This is a genomic window from Snodgrassella sp. CS2 (assembly GCF_050310315.1).
In the GTDB taxonomy this organism is placed as follows: Bacteria; Pseudomonadota; Gammaproteobacteria; order Burkholderiales; family Neisseriaceae; genus Snodgrassella; species Snodgrassella alvi_E.
On the sequence record NZ_JBNPBA010000001.1, the window covers coordinates 343,470 to 359,699 of the forward strand.

The 16,230-nt window shown below is 36.1% G+C and carries 19 protein-coding genes, 1 tRNA gene and 1 other RNA gene; 2 read left to right on the forward strand and 19 right to left on the reverse strand.

Features of this window, described 5'->3' with window-relative positions:
• The 15 genes from ACQP6D_RS01720 to ACQP6D_RS01790 all read right to left on the reverse strand — a co-directional run.
• The coding region (locus ACQP6D_RS01720; RefSeq protein ID WP_427857279.1) for a phage baseplate assembly protein at positions 1–335 on the reverse strand (335 nt) is incomplete at its 3' end.
• Positions 325–1,653 carry a DNA circularization protein gene (locus ACQP6D_RS01725; protein ID WP_427857280.1) on the reverse strand — a complete coding sequence of 443 codons (1,329 nt, stop codon included), beginning with the start codon at positions 1,651–1,653 and terminating at the stop codon, positions 325–327. The genes ACQP6D_RS01720 and ACQP6D_RS01725, both read right to left, overlap by 11 nt.
• Positions 1,653–4,184, reverse strand: coding sequence for a hypothetical protein (locus ACQP6D_RS01730; protein WP_427857281.1), 2,532 nt, complete (start codon positions 4,182–4,184; stop codon positions 1,653–1,655). Before ACQP6D_RS01730 ends, ACQP6D_RS01725 begins: the two co-directional genes overlap by 1 nt.
• Before the next feature lie 129 nt (positions 4,185–4,313).
• On the reverse strand, positions 4,314–4,460 hold the full coding sequence (locus tag ACQP6D_RS01735; protein ID WP_180295877.1) for a hypothetical protein: 147 nt from the start codon (positions 4,458–4,460) through the stop codon (positions 4,314–4,316).
• A gap of 71 nt (positions 4,461–4,531) precedes the next feature.
• Positions 4,532–4,909, reverse strand: a complete 378-nt coding sequence (locus ACQP6D_RS01740; RefSeq protein WP_100152456.1) for a hypothetical protein — start codon at positions 4,907–4,909, stop codon at positions 4,532–4,534.
• The gene (locus ACQP6D_RS01745; protein WP_100140057.1) at positions 4,909–5,295 is read right to left on the reverse strand and encodes a phage tail protein; all 387 of its coding nucleotides are present in this window, start codon (positions 5,293–5,295) and stop codon (positions 4,909–4,911) included. The genes ACQP6D_RS01740 and ACQP6D_RS01745 overlap by 1 nt, the downstream gene beginning before the upstream one ends.
• 59 nt (positions 5,296–5,354) lie before the next feature.
• Entirely contained in the window at positions 5,355–6,785 is a 1,431-nt protein-coding gene (locus ACQP6D_RS01750) for a phage tail sheath subtilisin-like domain-containing protein (protein ID WP_427857467.1), read from the reverse strand.
• Positions 6,785–6,964, reverse strand: a complete 180-nt coding sequence (locus ACQP6D_RS01755; RefSeq protein ID WP_100156897.1) for a DUF2635 domain-containing protein — start codon at positions 6,962–6,964, stop codon at positions 6,785–6,787. The genes ACQP6D_RS01750 and ACQP6D_RS01755 overlap by 1 nt, the downstream gene beginning before the upstream one ends.
• 40 nt (positions 6,965–7,004) lie before the next feature.
• Complete coding sequence (locus ACQP6D_RS01760) at positions 7,005–7,598, reverse strand: phage protein Gp37 (RefSeq protein WP_427857282.1); 594 nt, start codon at positions 7,596–7,598, stop codon at positions 7,005–7,007.
• Positions 7,599–8,740: 1,142 nt separating this feature from the next.
• Complete coding sequence (locus ACQP6D_RS01765; RefSeq protein WP_427857283.1) at positions 8,741–9,106, reverse strand: hypothetical protein; 366 nt, start codon at positions 9,104–9,106, stop codon at positions 8,741–8,743.
• A 166-nt stretch (positions 9,107–9,272) separates the two neighbouring features.
• Positions 9,273–9,363 (reverse strand) — tRNA-Ser (locus ACQP6D_RS01770).
• Positions 9,364–9,429: 66 nt separating this feature from the next.
• The gene (locus ACQP6D_RS01775; RefSeq protein WP_427857284.1) at positions 9,430–9,879 is read right to left on the reverse strand and encodes a DUF441 domain-containing protein; all 450 of its coding nucleotides are present in this window, start codon (positions 9,877–9,879) and stop codon (positions 9,430–9,432) included.
• Between the two features lie 116 nt (positions 9,880–9,995).
• Complete coding sequence (locus tag ACQP6D_RS01780) at positions 9,996–10,493, reverse strand: DUF1841 family protein (RefSeq protein ID WP_427857285.1); 498 nt, start codon at positions 10,491–10,493, stop codon at positions 9,996–9,998.
• A 165-nt stretch (positions 10,494–10,658) separates the two neighbouring features.
• Positions 10,659–11,012 (reverse strand): STY0301 family protein, encoded by a 354-nt coding sequence (locus ACQP6D_RS01785; protein ID WP_427857286.1) that lies wholly within the window; start codon positions 11,010–11,012, stop codon positions 10,659–10,661.
• A complete protein-coding gene (locus ACQP6D_RS01790; RefSeq protein WP_427857287.1) occupies positions 10,999–11,376 on the reverse strand; it encodes a BPSL0067 family protein in 378 nt (125 codons plus the stop codon). The genes ACQP6D_RS01785 and ACQP6D_RS01790 overlap by 14 nt, the downstream gene beginning before the upstream one ends.
• 302 nt (positions 11,377–11,678) lie before the next feature.
• Here ACQP6D_RS01790 and ssrA point away from each other — a divergent pair.
• Positions 11,679–12,039, forward strand: a transfer-messenger RNA (tmRNA) gene (gene ssrA / locus ACQP6D_RS01795).
• 645 nt (positions 12,040–12,684) lie between these two features.
• Here the strand turns inward: ssrA and ACQP6D_RS01800 are convergent.
• The 4 genes from ACQP6D_RS01800 to ACQP6D_RS01815 all read right to left on the reverse strand — a co-directional run bounded on the left by ACQP6D_RS01800 (position 12,685) and on the right by ACQP6D_RS01815 (position 15,148).
• Positions 12,685–13,116 (reverse strand): M15 family metallopeptidase, encoded by a 432-nt coding sequence (locus ACQP6D_RS01800; RefSeq protein WP_427857288.1) that lies wholly within the window; start codon positions 13,114–13,116, stop codon positions 12,685–12,687.
• A gap of 53 nt (positions 13,117–13,169) precedes the next feature.
• Positions 13,170–13,508 (reverse strand): hypothetical protein, encoded by a 339-nt coding sequence (locus ACQP6D_RS01805; protein ID WP_267390178.1) that lies wholly within the window; start codon positions 13,506–13,508, stop codon positions 13,170–13,172.
• A 3-nt stretch (positions 13,509–13,511) separates the two neighbouring features.
• On the reverse strand, positions 13,512–14,000 hold the full coding sequence (locus ACQP6D_RS01810) for a hypothetical protein (protein WP_427857289.1): 489 nt from the start codon (positions 13,998–14,000) through the stop codon (positions 13,512–13,514).
• 248 nt (positions 14,001–14,248) lie between these two features.
• Positions 14,249–15,148, reverse strand: coding sequence for a phage antirepressor N-terminal domain-containing protein (locus ACQP6D_RS01815; RefSeq protein WP_427857290.1), 900 nt, complete (start codon positions 15,146–15,148; stop codon positions 14,249–14,251).
• A 364-nt stretch (positions 15,149–15,512) separates the two neighbouring features.
• Between ACQP6D_RS01815 and ACQP6D_RS01820 the strand changes: the two genes are divergently transcribed.
• Positions 15,513–16,103, forward strand: coding sequence for a helix-turn-helix domain-containing protein (locus ACQP6D_RS01820; protein ID WP_427857291.1), 591 nt, complete (start codon positions 15,513–15,515; stop codon positions 16,101–16,103).
• The last annotated feature ends 127 nt before the right edge of the window (positions 16,104–16,230 follow it).

A 16,230-nucleotide genomic window follows, 5' to 3' on the forward strand; every position in this document is an offset into this window, starting at 1 on the left:
ATTTGTGCCACACTGCAATCAACCAGTAATCCGGCAAGGTCGCGTCCATTAAAAGAAATACTGTGATTATTTTTATCTATCACTTCATTCTGATGGCCAATAATACCTGTCATGACCAGCTGCTGATTAATCAACACCTCACATTGCAAAGAACTATAATCCGCTAATAAAGCCTGATTTTGTGACACATTAGTAACAAAACTGAACGCATCTGCCGGTATCAAAAAATCACTGTCAATATCATAACTAAGCCAATCTTTATGTTCTTTACCGCCAACCCGCACCACCACTTCATTACCATAAGGATAAGGTGCCAAATCACTTTCATTTAACATAATAATTAATCCAGTCATTACGCTTAATGAAAGAGGGGTGGCACAAATGAGGATTGAGACGGATCAACTCACTAGCTCGGTTTAAATCTTGGTAAAGTAAATAAGCCAATTGATGAATCGTTCCACTTATTCCGGCTTTACGTGTACGCATAGGTGGCTTTTGATTAATGACAGACAAAATATAATCATTAAACTGAGCAGCTATATTGGCCAGCATCTGTATTAAAATTGTCGTCTGCGTATAAAAAGCAGCAGCATTAATACTTTTTATATTTTCAGCATAATCATAAGTTCCACGTAAACTATTAATTAAACCTTGTATACGTAGCCGTAAATTATTATTAATAAGTTGCAGCTCATTAGCTGTAACATGATCACTATTTATTTCAATGATATTAACTGTAATCTGAACCAAATACACAGTACTTAGAAATTGTAAAATCTGAGCAACCGGTTTCATCTGAATTTCCGCAATTCTCTGTACATGATTAATTGCTGCCTCCTGAGATTCCTGCACATTCTGATTATGAAGAATATTTTCTGGTAATTGGTTCAAAATATCTACACGATTACCTATCAAATCAAAAGCCTGTCTGCTGCTTAAACTACCTGTGCCAAAATTACTTTCGTTATTCAAACCAGAACACACCATACTGGCCATAGTATCAATTAGTCCCCTGACATCCTGACTAAAAGTAATTGAAGAATAATTTTTAGAAGTCTGATATAGCAAAGGATCAAGATCAAAAAAACGTCTCACACTCCCAGCTACCCCACATAAAGCAGCAAACACACCATTACTACTCCCCCAAATTAAGACCCCCCCCTCACGTACCGTTAACAATACGTTGCCATATGCCAATAACTGCTGCGTAAACTGATCAAGAGAATTCTGAATCTGTTCTAATTTGACCAACCATTGATTTTCAAATAAAAATAATGGTGCTGATTCTTTGGCTTCAAAAAACGTTATATCCAGTGCAACATAATTAACTGCTTCAGCCTCAGTACGAAAAGACCAGCTGGCAGCAATCATATTGGGCAACAAACCCAAAACCGGATGAACCAGCGTACCAGCACCAGGTTCTTCAAGCACGGTAAGAAGCTTCATCAACTGCGAATCAAAACTTGAACCAAAGTAAACAGCCGCAATCTGACATTGCCGCCCCTGTGCACCCAGGTCTTCAATATCAGAGCCATTGGCGAAAGGTCGGCCATGTCTTACCAGCGATTTTTCATTTTTATCATTAATAGAAATGACATCAAAAGCAATATTTTTATAATTGGCTTTTTGCAGATTATTTTTCCACATGGTCATTATTGTGCTCCCCCTCGGTTATACATTTCCACTTGATTACGTGAAACTATATTACTGATTACTCTCCCATCCAGCGTCAAAGTTACATTATTCTGTATAACCTGTTGCTGACTCGAAAGTATGGTAGCTATTTTGTCTAAACGTATACCCAGTTCCAGTACAATAGACTGGAACGCATTTTGAAATTGCTCATTCTGCTGTACCAACACAGATTGCCCAGCAGGCAACTGATTTTCATCAGCATGCATATTGGCAGGAATATTTTTATACGACATCATCATCGCTGTGGATGTCATCATATAATTGCCATTCAGCATCTGCTCCCTATCACTAGTCAATTTGAATTGGCTAGACAATGCAGGATTAGCGCCATAAGCATTATGCCAATCTGAAGAAACTCTCTGTCCACTGAATGTATTTGCAGCTGTATGTATATCTTCATTTTCGTTGGTTTGGGTAACCTTATCGCCTATTTTATCGCCCAACATACTGCCGCCGATGCCACCAATCAAACCACCAACTAGCCCACCCAAAACAGTACCTACACCTGGAAATATAAATGTGCCTATTGCCGCACCAATCTCTCCACCAGCCCATGCACCAGCCATACTTCCCGTTGTTGAGGATGCATTTTTTATTTGAGCGGTCTTTTTCTGTTCAGCAGTTAAACTGTCATCATTTGCAATTGCAATTCCATTAGCTACACCACCAATAGCAGATAAAGCTAAATTACCCCGGCCCAGCACTTTACCAGCCATTTTTGCCGGAAATTTTCTGGATTTCAAAGTTGTCTTAGAAGATGATGGCGTTTTACTACCTTTGTTTTTACTGTTTTTATTTCTTTTTTTATCAAAATCGTCACCACCATCAATCTCGATATCATTTTTCTGTCCAGATCCAGATAGTGAACTCAACGTTTGCAATGCAGTAGCAGCACTGCCTGCTGCTGCAGCTAAAGCAGTTACCGCTAAAGTCAGTACCGGAAACTCCGCTGACAATTCAGTTAATTTAGTTTGAAAGCCAACAAGTGGTTCTACAGCCTCACTTCTACCCAATGTTGTCAGCGCATGATTTTTTTCTTGCTGAAATTCTGGATTAGCAGCTAAAACAGCTGCATGTCTATCTGATGAACTTTCACCAGATTGCGTAAATAATTTTGTTTGCGGTTGTAACAGATTTTGGTTACTTAAATTAGCATGAACAGCATCTTTCGCCTCTTCTGGTATAAATGATAGAAGCTTATCTTGTCTAGCCTGCATCAGCTGACTGGAATACAAATCACCAGAGTCAGCTTTTTGCTTTAAATTCTGATAATTTTTATCTTTTGCTAAGATTTCAGTACAAACCTTAAGCAAAGATTGAACATCATTTAGGCCTTGCTTGCCACCCTCTTCTCTTATTTTATTCCAGTCTAAATGTCTGTTTGGTGAATTAGGATCTTTAACACGACTCAGTTTCTCTGTAAGACTAGGATCAGCCAGAGCCCCAAGCAAAGCCTTAACACTCTTACCAGCATCCTCATTCGAATCAGAATGGGTAGAAGTAGCTTGTAAACTAGAAATCAAATAATCAATACCACGAATATCTGTTAACCCAGCTTTTTTTCCAGATGATAGTAATTCTGGTAGCTCACCACTAAGCTCAGCTATCGAAAACTTACCCTGCTTAGTTGAATCAATAATATGATCAGAAACCTGATGATAATCTTGATTTTTTAAACCATAATCTGCAAAAGATTTAAACAGTTTAGCCGTATTTTCATGATCATATTTACCCACTTCAGTGGATGAATTTATCATACTACGATGGGCATAAGGAATAGTGGCTTTAACTTGATCAAGAGTCATGTTTTGTTGCAACATATCATTGATCAAATCTAGAGCAGCTTGTGAAGTCCCACCATTTGAGGCAACCAGTCCTTTCACCAAAGACTGAATTTCTTTTACACCCTCAGTTTTAATCCATTCAGTTGATTTACTTTTATCGGATACATAAGCTTTAGCAGCAGTTTGTAACACACCCGAACGTAATTTTTTTTCATCATCAATTGATGGACTAACAGCATCATATACAGCTTTGCCACCTTTAATAATAGCGCTACCTGCAGACTTAGCTGTATTCCATCCGGAATTTTTTGAAACCCCCGAATTTTTCTGAATTTTAGAGCTTTTTTCTAACTCTTTATTTAATTCGCGAATACTATTGCGTGATGCCTTACTAGCATTCTGAATCTGTTTTTGCGCAGCACTGGCTGTGGCCGCAAAATTTTTATAAGCATTCCCACTTTTGATGATTTCACGCTGAATCTGCTGCTCAGCACGCAACTCCTTGCGTAAACGTACTTCAGCTGTTCGTTGCTGTTCTCTCTGAATTTGCTGAATAATGCGAATTTGTGATTTACCCGCCTTTTCACTTTCCCGAATAGCAACTGCTGCCGTTCGTTTTATCTGCTGTTCAAGCTTTTTAACTTCTTCTGTCATTTTCACGATAGAAGCCTGCTGTTTTGCCAACGAATCCTGATTGGAAGACATATCAATACTCTCTCTTAATTATAGTTATATTAATTCCAAATGATTAAATGAATTGAAAGAAATGAATAGACTTCAGCAGCATCAATGCATAATCCCAGCCACAAGACAGGGATTATGCATTTAATCAGGCTAATTAGCGGCCAAACTTTCTTTAACCGGCTGAAAAGGTTTTGGTTTTCTCTGACGTAAAGAAATAATTACATTATCATCATCATTTTTGATGCCCATACTTTCCAGCACCGTCTCAATCCACACTGATACTTCTGAATGACACATCCTGCTTACCATTTCAGGAGTAATCAATGATTTGGCCAGTAATATACATGCCTGTCTATAATTTTTATGCGCTACTTCAAAGCTTCGTTGCTCTCGGCTTTTTCGGATGCCGCTGGGTCTGACCGGCCAGCGGCAATCGATTTTGACCGAAGTGATTCCATACTTGTTAAAATTGACTGATAATCTTCAGATGCCAGATTATTAAAAAGAAATTCAACACTTAGATTTTCTGGTTCTATACCTGGCACTTGCAACTGTTGCGCCCAATAAGCCAGAGTAGTAATAATCGCTTTTTCTGCATCTGGAACATCAGTGATTAAACCAGTATCCTCCAATAATTCCAGTGCCTTAAGTTCATCGGCCAAAGTCAATGGCTTAACAGTATAATCAAAATACATCTGCTGATTGTATTCCAGACCATAAACCAGTTTTCCAGTCTCTTTTAACATTATTCAATCACTTTATCCAATGCAAACATTTCAATATCACGACGTGCTTCATTTTCTACACTGTATTCTTCCGAGCATTTTGTACTGGTACAGCCAATATAACTAATGCGAGCTTCATCAGCATTACGCGGATAAATAGTAATTTTGGCGTTAGTAATATTGTCCCAATCAATGCCACTTTCATCCAAAGGAATAGCCGCACTAACACTCATGGTATATTCAGTCACACCATCCGCATAACCACGAACCTTACCGGATTTATTCATGGTTTTTACCACCTTGCGTCCGGTAGTTACTTCCGGCTTAAAGCTAATAATTTCCACTTCTCGTCCGTTTACTTCCATAATTACCGCACCTGCATATTTAGCACCTGTTTTATTTGCCATATAATTTCCTTTATATTTAATAAGGTGTTAATGAAAAATTAACACCTTTAATAATTAATTTATAAATACAGATCCACGCGTGCAGCCAATACATGCAATCCATTAACTACATCAGCCGGTATCACTGCATCCAAACGATTTGGATCGCTGGGATTACGCTGTACAATCAATTTTTCTTTATTTTCCATTACCTGTTCCAGAATTTCTGCGCTTTCACATTGATTTAAAACATCCAGAATTTCGGAACGGACTTTTAAAGGTGTACGTTCAGACAGTTTTTCTCGTGGAAAACGTAAAGCTATGCGTTGATTAATCGCATCTCGAACATAATCAAGAGTACGGATAGTAGTAATATCCAACAATGCCGGATCATCAGTACCAGTTGCATTTTTTACATATGTTGAGACTGCTCGCATAATCTGTACGCGGTTAGATACAATATGCAACGGTGAAAGACCATTGTATAAAGCACTATTAAACTCAGCAAATAAAGGCCAGCTGGCATCAGACGTAATACTTAGACCTTTTATTTCAAGAGTATTTAATGGGCGGGCGGGATCAGTTTCACTGGCAATTACAGCTGCATAGCCTGCAGCAATAATGGCATTACCTTCTACAGCATTTTTATACCATGCTATAGTAATACGTCCACTGTTGATGTTATTAGCAAAAGTTGTTCCCGTACTTAGGGTACCTCGCCAGCCCATTACACCTATACAGCCGCGCTTTTCAATTGCATTTGATACCAGATCTATATGATCCGATAATTTTTTAGCATTCAGACTATCAGTAAATGCATTACAAATAATCTGATAATGCTTACCGGCTACTCTCTGCAGAGCAGCACTGATATCGGGATTAAGCTGTCCACCTTCAAATGGTTTGATATCCAGCACTACACTGCTGGCGCTGGATGTGTCTGTATTAAATGATGCCGACAAAGTAATTTCATTACCAATCGAACCTTTATTTTTAGCGGTTAACTGAATTTTATCGCTTACAACCTCTGCTATAGCTAATGTGTTTACTTGGTTAATTATATTTGCCAGCCGGTTATAAACTTCTGCGTTAGTATCACCATTATTGACTGTCAGCTGACATTCCGTGCCGCCGATATTAATCGTAAGGATACCTGAGTTAGCACCCGGATCTGCAATCGTAATGGCTATGCTGGCTTTAGCAGCAATACTTTGTTCAGCATCATTTACACCAATAATAGTTAAATCCAAATAAGGATTATTAGTAAATGCCTGTTTGACACAATAATGAGCCCATGACCCCTCACCAAAGAGATTAGCAGCATCGGCGTCACTAAATAATTGTACGGGTGCTAATGCCGGCTGTCTGCCTGTTGGTAGCATAGGTGCAATCAGCAGCATCTTCTGCGGATTAGCGGGCAATCCTCTTACTGCTGTCCGGGTATTGAATTCAATATACCGTCCTGGTACACGAATATCATTTCGCACCGTATCAAACTGGATATTTTCTATCATTCATTCACTCCTGTTTTATTTTCTTCGAAATTTTCAGTTATCATTATCAGATCGCCATCAGCCACCAAACGACGGTAGTAGAGAGTGTCCGGTACGTTAACCAATTGAGTTGTTATATAAGAATTAACGCGTTTTTCTTTTGGTACGCGCAAACCATCTGCTGCTTTAACCTTCATCTTCTTTCTCATGAATAGTTAGAACTTAATCCTGCCAAACTTAATTTTCTATTTCTTCTATATTCACCGTCAGTGAAGTAAATGGAGCATGTGGTTCGGAATGACTACCATTAAATTTACTAAATAAATAGTCAGGATTACTTACATCGTTGGTATATTCGGGATATTGATCACTTTCCAGCCCATAGATATCAAAACCTGCCTCAAATTCAATGGCATAAATATTCAAATCTTTACTATTGGCATCAGGAGGATTAAAAAAAACCGGACGAACCGATTTGGGCTGCAAACCTAAACTATTTAAGTGTTCATTTAATCTCTGTCCACTCAGCAGACGTAATACGGCATAAATTAAGTCATTGATATTGGTATTCTGCAAAGATTCTGAATCATTAATCTCATTATTTACACAAACTACATAAAAATTAGCTATTAATTCGAAACGTTGGCGTTCAGAACTCTTTATTTTTATATGTGCTTGATTAAGAGTTAATAACACAGCTGGTTTTTTTTCTTTATTGATGAAAGCATCTTTATTTTCAAGCCCACCAAAAAAAACTTTTATATCTGTGACTAAACATCCCAACCCCTGATGTAATCGATCAATAATTGCATTTTGGATTTGATTAAGCACAATAAATACGTTTCTCCTTTCTTTAAAATACATATTAAGCATAAATAATATTTATACAATATATAATTAGATTATTCATACATTCACTTATCTATTAAATAAAAAATTTAATAAATTGTGCTTCATTCAGTTTTAAAAAACATGTATTTTTTATATAAATCATATATTTAAAATATATTAGTCATTGGCATATTTTCAGATAAAATTCATTTTTGTATAATTAAAAATTATTTTTCAAAAATATGATGAAACATAAATAATCAATGTTATGCCTTTACTGCATTTCTTGATGAGTGGGTTTTAATATATGTTTTGATCATCAAGCGTAGAGTGTTTATTCATTTTAGTTATTAACCCTAACTAGCGCAGTTACGATTTAATCATTCATTTAAAACAAGCTACAAAGATAAATTCAAACAACAAATTAAATTTAACTACTCTCTTAATTCTGTCATTTAGCTCGCAACTTATCCTTCCTAATATATAACATTACCTTATTCGCCTGTTATCCGATAATTTCCTTTGCTATATTTATAAGATGATAATTTTCATTTTACCTATGAGGATTCATAAATATCATTCAAAAATTAATACAGGTAATTTAAATTTGTTCTGAGCAATCTTAATGAATATCATTGCTCAATATATATCATCAAAACCTACGTAAAAAAATTTTTTTAATTTGTAAAATCAACAGCAAAAGTTAATAAATATAATACCTGCACCTATACTTAATCTAAAATGAATACTACTATAAATTCATATGCAATCAATTTATTTAAATAACATCCTATAATTTATTATAAAAAAGATGCATTAGCAGCTTTTTTATAGATTGGTAAATAAAAAGTTACGCGCTCAACTCTCTTAATTTCAATTTTGGCATAATAACCAAGTATCTAAAAGACTTGGACAAATCTTCCCATTTCAACCAATCACATCTAATCACTTAAGATTACGTCATCTTAGATAGTCTTTAAACGGTTCATCCATAAAAATACATCGGAAACTCTATAAATATAGCAAAATTGCTGAAGAGGAAGGGATTCGAACCCTCACTACACCATTAAGGTATACAATCTTTCAAGACGAGCGATTCCAACCCCTTATACATTTCTACGAAATTAAAAATGCATTACAAATTAAAATACACACATATTTCGTTCAAATTTTTCTCTATTTTTGATAAAAAACTCTTCTGTTAAAGGATCACCACCTCCAAAACCACTGATTTTTTCGTTATTTTTTGCACAAATCGAATAAATAATATTTTGATTTTTATCAATTATATCAGTACGCTTAAGTAATGAGCCAACTACTGGAAAGGCAAAATTTCCACCTTTTGGACACCACCAATAACCATCTTCTACCCATGAAGATCCATCATTATATGATGTACTATAATGTCCATATTGATATCCGTTTGGATTATTCTTAAAATCCGGTTTTGGTAACACCTTTTGTTCTTCACCATTGGTGCTGATAGAGATATTTAGTTTGTTTTCCATTTTTCACTCCTTTTAAATAAAAATAAATAAACTGCATAATGACATATCATGCAGTTTATTTATTTCTGATTTGCAAATTATTTTATAAAAAAGTAACAATTAATGTTATAAATTTTATATTCATAAAAAAATCCGCTTATTTGCTAAGCGGATTTTTCATTAAATCTGGCGGAGAGGAAGGGATTCGAACCCTCGATACGCTATTCACGTATACACGCTTTCCAGGCGTGCGACTTCAACCACTCATCCACCTCTCCAAGAAATGGAAGTGGGCGCATTATAACGAGCGAACCTCATTCTGGCAAGAACTTCAGGCAATATACCTATAGAATTAACGACAGTAATCCGGCAGCAATCAAAGGTCCCACCGGCACTCCACGCAGGAAAGCCACTCCGATAATCGTACCTATCATCAAACCAGTCACAATGGTGGGATTCATTTGCATTAGTTGTACTCCACGGCCACCCAGCCACGCAACGACCATGCCTACTACTACAGCAGCAATGGTTTTCCAGCTACTGGCCAAGGCTGCAATCTGCGCAGGCTGCACCTTACCTGTAATCAGCGGTGCCAATACACCGATCATCAGCAGCATAATTCCAAGCTGCAGCCCATATTTTTCTAATAGTGGTGCATATTTCAATAACGGCGTTTGCTGCACCAGTAGGATAATCAATGCAGAAATCGTTACTGAAGGATTATGTCCGAAAATACCCAACGCCACAAACAACAGTAGCAACAAAGCATTTGCATTACTTGCCCAAAAAGACATATCCATCCCTTAATTAAAGCTTACAGATTCCAAAATATTATGTACCACATTTAATCTAATAAAGTAGATCGGTACAAATGGTTAAACAATAAACTATAATTTATACTAGAGCAAATTCAATCTTTTTTTACGGCAGCTGTTTCGATTTCATGCGGATTCAGACGCGGGTTGTCTTCCTGTCCGAGCCCAACCAAACTACGCAGACGCGTCATATAAGCATTCACATCCAGCCCCTGCCCATAACGCTGTGCCAGCCAGAGGGTTTCCGCCAATGCTTCTATCATATCGTGCTCGGCTTTGACCCAGTCACCTGCATATTGTTTACATAACTGCTGATGGATTGCAGCAATACCAAATGGCTGATCAATCGCAACCTGCTCCTGTACTGACAAATGTAATGACAGATGCAGAAACGGATTCGTTTCCCCTTCTTCGGGACGCCATGTACGGTGAAGATACTGTTCAACATTTTCTAGGTAGGGAGCATATTCGCTATGCTCTGTTATAATCCGCAACGCTTTCTGCTGCAAAGCATCCAGCAACTGCGGCTGCTGACGCTTACGCCAAACATCTGCAAAAAAATGACGCACATCATCAGTATTGACATCGTACATATCAACTTCATTTCAGAATCAATAATACTAATTATAAATCAATACCATTATTCTGAGTAAATCTTCACTCAGTTCAAAAATAATATAAAATCTAAGTTTATTCTACCAAGAAAATTAAATTAATTATCAATTATTCAAAAACGTCAACACCCAAAAGCTAAATTATTATCGCATACAGTTTGCTTGAATAGGAGCTTCACTAATCTGACAATAACTTGCACCTTTAGCATATAACACTATGTAATGCCTAGTCCCTGCATACTTGCAGACTAAATAAGGTTCTATTTTCGAGTCAATAGACCATATTGCTTCATTCTTTTTAAATTCTGGTACTAATTCTACATTATCAGTTATTTTACCATCAAATAAACTGGCATTAGAGATGTGGTAGATACGATGATTATCAGAAAAAGTTGTTGGACAACTTACAACACGAGTCTGAGCATTGCAATAGAATGGTATTATGCTAAGTAACATAGCAATAATTACTATCTTTATATTTTTATTATTCAATAACATAAAATTGATCTCCATCATTAGATACGTAGCCCATACCCTTGAATTCTATCACACGATCATTTAATGGCCGTCTATTCCATTGATCATAAACGTTAATTCCTATTGTAGTTTGATTAATATATATCGCAGCATGACCATAATATCTTCCATTTTTATCAAATGTTGCAATTGCAGTACCAGGTTGAATATTGTTATTGCCTTTAACTTTGGCTCCCTTTTTCCAAATTATTGTTTGAGGGGCTTTGGCAAAATATTTTACTACAGCAACACATTCATGAGATTCTCCGACAAAAATTCCATTTTCCCTCTTTTTATTTTCATCAACGATTTTCTTAACATCATTTAGACTGGCTATATAAGGCATATATTTTCCTTTAATTTCAATTGGCATTTTTCAAAAATCAAACATTTTTTAAAAAGAAATAATTTTGATATATTTTGTAATTAAATGTCAATTACAATGACAATCTTTGAATAATTAAAGGTATAACTCGTTCTATATGTGAAAATTGAATAATCCCAAAATAATTTTATAAGGATGAAAGATTTTTATATCAATTTAAGATGCTTCTATTTTTTTCTTAGTAAACGAAGGTGAATTAAACCAAATCAATTTTTTAACACTATGCATATACATAAAAAAAAAGTATAATCGTTAGACCATCTGGGGGCGACCTTGGTTTCGACGGGGGCTGCAAAGCAGATGCGTGCATACCGGGGTCTCAGATTCCCGTTAAACCCTGAATTTATATAGTCGCAAACGACGAAACTTACGCTTTAGCCGCTTAAGGCTAAACGTTGCAACGGTTCGCCAATGGGCCGTGTGAGGCAACTCACCGCAACGACATTTACATTGGCTGGTTTAATGTCGTGTTGTCTGGCATTAAACGAGATTTATGGCAACTGGTTTACAAACAGCCTGTCTGTCGGCGGTTTGTGAATAAGATTCGAAGTTGGCAAGACTAAGTATGTAGATCGCTCTGTAGAGTACTTTCGGACGGGGGTTCGATTCCCCCCGCCTCCACCAACTCAACAGTATATTTCTTTTAAAACTATTTAATTTAATTCATTTCCATATCACCTGATTTTCAATCTGATTTTATTAAAACGTTTTTATATTCGTTTCCCCAGAACGCAAAAAAGCTCCCATTTAGGGAACTCATCTATTCAGCTGTTTAAGGTGAAGCATACCTTTGATTTGAATTTATTATAGCATTTATTATGTATAAGTCAATAAAATATTTTTAACCAATTGAAATAATTATATATTTAAATTTTAATAATTCGATTATCATATTTTCATCCAGCCAGACTTAATTCTGAAACAATTTACCCAAACAGATTTAATCATTCGTTTTTAAATGTTGATGAGATAAATATCAAGCCATTCTTATATATATTAAGTAAATTTTCCGATTATCATTCGAGTAATAAATTTGGAGGCAGATATTTAGCTTCTTAGAATAATCTAACTAATAGAATTGATCATATTTCTCAAACATGAATGATTGCTATATTCTTTTGTATTATCTCAGAGTCAAATTTTAGTTTCATCGCAGCATAATGATGAAATTATATAGACTATCCATTTTATGACAAATTTAATAAATGTATTGATTACCAATAAATAATGACAACAACACAACAATTCCATTAGTGCTATTCAGTGGAGTTATACCTCAAAATGAGGATAGTCTTTGCTAGTTTTCCAATCCCCACCCCATACAATTTTTACATTTAGTTCAGCTGCTGCTTGCTTCATTGCCAAAGCAATGGTGCGGAATTTATGCAAATCGTTCCAGTCTACTGGATACGGTACCAGATCTATTGCCTTACCAGTAACATGTTTACTGGCAAACGGATTATTTAACCAGGTAACTTTACTTACGGCTGGCTGTGCATATTTTGCTGGCACACCTTTTAGTGTACATTGCTGCTTGGTGCGGCCTTTACCGTAATTAATGCAACATTGTTCTCGTGTGCGTAGGCCTTCTGTTACCATAAAATCTTGAGTGGTCAGTTCTATTGCCCTTTTTACCACTCTAACTAAACCGTTATCTACCCCATATAGTCGCTGCAATGAGCGATTACTTAATTTATACATTTTTAATATCCAAAAAAAGCAGCCTTTCGGCTGCTGATACTCATTTATAATTATTATTTTGTTGTATCATCGTGACCAACAAATTGTTCTGCTTTTCTACTTACAATATCAATAATGCGCTTTGCCAGTCCTGGCGCGGCGGCTTTGAAGGCATCAAGAAAGGATGTTGTAGACATACCTGCAAATACTCCTACACCAGCAAAAAGCCATGGGCGGTTTGGCGGAAAAAAGTAATCGGTCACTGCTGCTGCAAATATCATTCCCAGTAATACAAACAGTATGGTCATAAACCAACCGTAGCGTTTATAATCGGTGACCAATAAAGAACCAGCTAGCCCGCCTATCAGCGCAAATAAAATACAGACGGAAAAAGCATTTTTTATTAACTCCATACTTTATCGTCCCTTGTGTTTCAAATCTTCAACCCGTTTTGTGTAGTTGATTTGATTACGTCCGGCTAGTGCACACACAATAGCTAATACCGGATAAGTTGTCATTCCGGTGGTCAGTGGTGGATAAGAAGCCCAAAACGTAGCCGATATGACTGCCCATATCAGTGCGGATAAAATCAGTAAATAACCACAAAGTACGTTGCAACGATTAGATTTAAATATGGTTACAAGCAATTGCAATACGGCCATACCAATCAACAGTACCGAAAGAGTCAACGGATGTAATAACAAAAAGCCTTTATACAGTTTGAGATTAAAAACCTCGCTACCGCCCAGCAGAAATATGCCGGCAAAACCGATCATAATCAGTGCGCTGGTTACGGTAATAACGCGTGTACCTGTATGAAACAACCATTTTTGTAATTTATCCGGCAAAAATCTTAAATCCAGCAGTGAATAAAGTAACTGTAATACCATTTCCACATTTTTCATAAATCAACCATCAAATCCTCAGAAAACAAAAAAACCGGCAAATGCCGGTTTTTGTACCCATTAATAATAAAATTTTCATATTTAATTTATTGTATAAATATTTGTTTTGTTTTTGCAATATTTCTCCTTCTGTGATTTAGTCATTAATTCAAGATTTTCTACCAGTTTCATCAAATGAAAACTGTTTATTATCATATTCTGTGCAAAGCAGTGTGTAAGTTTCGCTTAGTACCAAACTCTTGGGAAGATTACATCAGCTTAGCCAGATGCTTGCGCGCAGATTCTTTAATTTCTGATTCGGGCATTTTGTCAAATAAGGGTAGAAAAGTCTTATAGCAGTTATTAAAGACATGTTCTATTTCATAGGCATATTTATGGACCTGATTTTCATATTTGCTGCCAAAAATATGCAATGCTGGCAGTAAATGCTCAAACATAAGACGCATATTCTGTGAGCATACAAATGATTCATATAGATTATCTAGTTGAGCCGGTGGTACCATTATGTCAGTAAAACCATTGTTATCTGGTTGTGCATTACCGAGACTAACTTTTTTAACAGCTACGCGGCTGAGTAGACACAGCACTTCACTAAATTTGGATGCGGGTACATGCTCGTAGCTGACACCATAGCGGGTTTGTACTGCCTGCCATAATGTCATGGCCAGTTCTGCCTGTTTTTCTTTGGCAACGGATAATACAAGTTGCCGATGCAGTGCTTTTATCACAGCAATCTGGTCAGGTTGTAAGCCGGATTTATTTTTGTCTACTGGTTGTGGACAGCACGGCTTTTTTAACGTACGTGGTTTACGCCAGTAAGCCTGTATAGCTTCTGCACACTCGCTCTGATAAATTACTACGGTGTCTTTAAGGCTATCTTTCACTTTTTTGGGATTGATGCTCTGCAGCCAGTTACTTAGCTTTTTTAATGGAATTGCTAATATTTTTTTGGTGCCATTTTTAATTGGTATGGATAAAAATCCACAACCATACATTTGATAACAGCCTCTGAGTTTTCGATGCTGGGTCGACCAGTCTAGACCGATTCCGCTGACTACTGATTTCATGCACACGTAAACTGTATTCTTGATTTTAACTGTAGCCAGACTACTCCCATTAAAAGAAACAAATGTGATACTATTATTCATTCAAAACTCCTTAATTTGAACTTGGGATTTTGTTTACTTAATACCTCAAAGGTGGCAGCCTTTGAGGTATTTCCTTTTAAGTTGCTATTCTCATTAAATATATTTAATTTTTTTTATTTTCACCTTGTATTAGTTTATTGTTGATTTAAGTTTAAATAACTTAAAACTCCTTTGGGTTAAACTTAATGGCAGTTTTGACTCCATATAAATTAAGGTAATATACCTATTACGGTTATTTAATATAGCCATTTATGGCTATATTAAAATCTATAAAAGATAATTACAAGCATTTAGTGGCTATTTTTAACCATTCTTTGTCATTTTTCGATTAAATTTTTATTTATTAACATATTATGTTTTTACCATGAAATTTGCCATTCAACTTAAAGCGGCCAGATTGGCTGCTGGTCTTTCTCAAAAAGAGCTTGCCTTTAAAACTGGCATTACGCCTTCTCTAATTTCCCGTTACGAACTGGGTAAAGTTGCGCCCAGACTAGAAACGGTTAACCGGATTATGCAAATCCTTAATTTTCAGCCCAGTCAAAGCATATCGGATGGCCTGTTTAATGATGATGCGTTTATTCCGATTCCCCCTCTACCGTCTCAAAACACTCATTCAGAAACTTCTCAGCTTCAACTGTACCGAGAGGATATCAAGCTGAGTAATTTGCAGATAGACAATCTGGTTAGTATTACCATGAGTGGTGATTCGATGCATAATTTGTTAAAAGATGGTGACAAGCTTGTTGTGGATATTTCCAAAAAAATACCCGTAGACGGTAAGATTTATGCATTTAATCAAGGTAGTCTGCTCAGAATCAGGATACTGCAAAACTTACCTAATGAGCGGGTAAGAATGAAAAGTTATAATAATCATGAATACCCAGATGAAACTGTTGGATTAAATCAGATAGAAATTATTGGACAAATTGTATACAAAGCCGGTTTTATATAAATGTTCCCAGATTCAACTTTTGCTACTCACAATATTCAGTTTTTTGTTTGTGTAAAGCCGAATACGCTTTCAAGTATTCGGCTGATATAGTAAATACAGTTGTTGAGTTCTGTAATATACATATCAT

Coding starts and splice junctions, on each gene's coding strand:
- ACQP6D_RS01810 (WP_427857289.1), bottom strand. CDS start 14,000: ATGAAAAATGTGGAAATGGTATTACAGTTACTTTATTCACTGCTGGAT.
- ACQP6D_RS01790 (WP_427857287.1), bottom strand. CDS start 11,376: ATGCCTTATATAGCCAGTCTAAATGATGTTAAGAAAATCGTTGATGAA.
- ACQP6D_RS01735 (WP_180295877.1), bottom strand. CDS start 4,460: ATGTGTCATTCAGAAGTATCAGTGTGGATTGAGACGGTGCTGGAAAGT.
- ACQP6D_RS01745 (WP_100140057.1), bottom strand. CDS start 5,295: ATGGCAAATAAAACAGGTGCTAAATATGCAGGTGCGGTAATTATGGAA.
- ACQP6D_RS01755 (WP_100156897.1), bottom strand. CDS start 6,964: ATGAAGGTTAAAGCAGCAGATGGTTTGCGCGTACCAAAAGAAAAACGC.
- ACQP6D_RS01765 (WP_427857283.1), bottom strand. CDS start 9,106: ATGGAAAACAAACTAAATATCTCTATCAGCACCAATGGTGAAGAACAA.
- ACQP6D_RS01805 (WP_267390178.1), bottom strand. CDS start 13,508: ATGGAGTTAATAAAAAATGCTTTTTCCGTCTGTATTTTATTTGCGCTG.
- ACQP6D_RS01820 (WP_427857291.1), top strand. CDS start 15,513: ATGAAATTTGCCATTCAACTTAAAGCGGCCAGATTGGCTGCTGGTCTT.
- ACQP6D_RS01725 (WP_427857280.1), bottom strand. CDS start 1,653: ATGACCATGTGGAAAAATAATCTGCAAAAAGCCAATTATAAAAATATT.
- ACQP6D_RS01815 (WP_427857290.1), bottom strand. CDS start 15,148: ATGAATAATAGTATCACATTTGTTTCTTTTAATGGGAGTAGTCTGGCT.
- ACQP6D_RS01780 (WP_427857285.1), bottom strand. CDS start 10,493: ATGTACGATGTCAATACTGATGATGTGCGTCATTTTTTTGCAGATGTT.
- ACQP6D_RS01775 (WP_427857284.1), bottom strand. CDS start 9,879: ATGTCTTTTTGGGCAAGTAATGCAAATGCTTTGTTGCTACTGTTGTTT.
- ACQP6D_RS01730 (WP_427857281.1), bottom strand. CDS start 4,184: ATGTCTTCCAATCAGGATTCGTTGGCAAAACAGCAGGCTTCTATCGTG.
- ACQP6D_RS01800 (WP_427857288.1), bottom strand. CDS start 13,116: ATGTATAAATTAAGTAATCGCTCATTGCAGCGACTATATGGGGTAGAT.
- ACQP6D_RS01740 (WP_100152456.1), bottom strand. CDS start 4,909: ATGTTAAAAGAGACTGGAAAACTGGTTTATGGTCTGGAATACAATCAG.
- ACQP6D_RS01785 (WP_427857286.1), bottom strand. CDS start 11,012: ATGTTATTGAATAATAAAAATATAAAGATAGTAATTATTGCTATGTTA.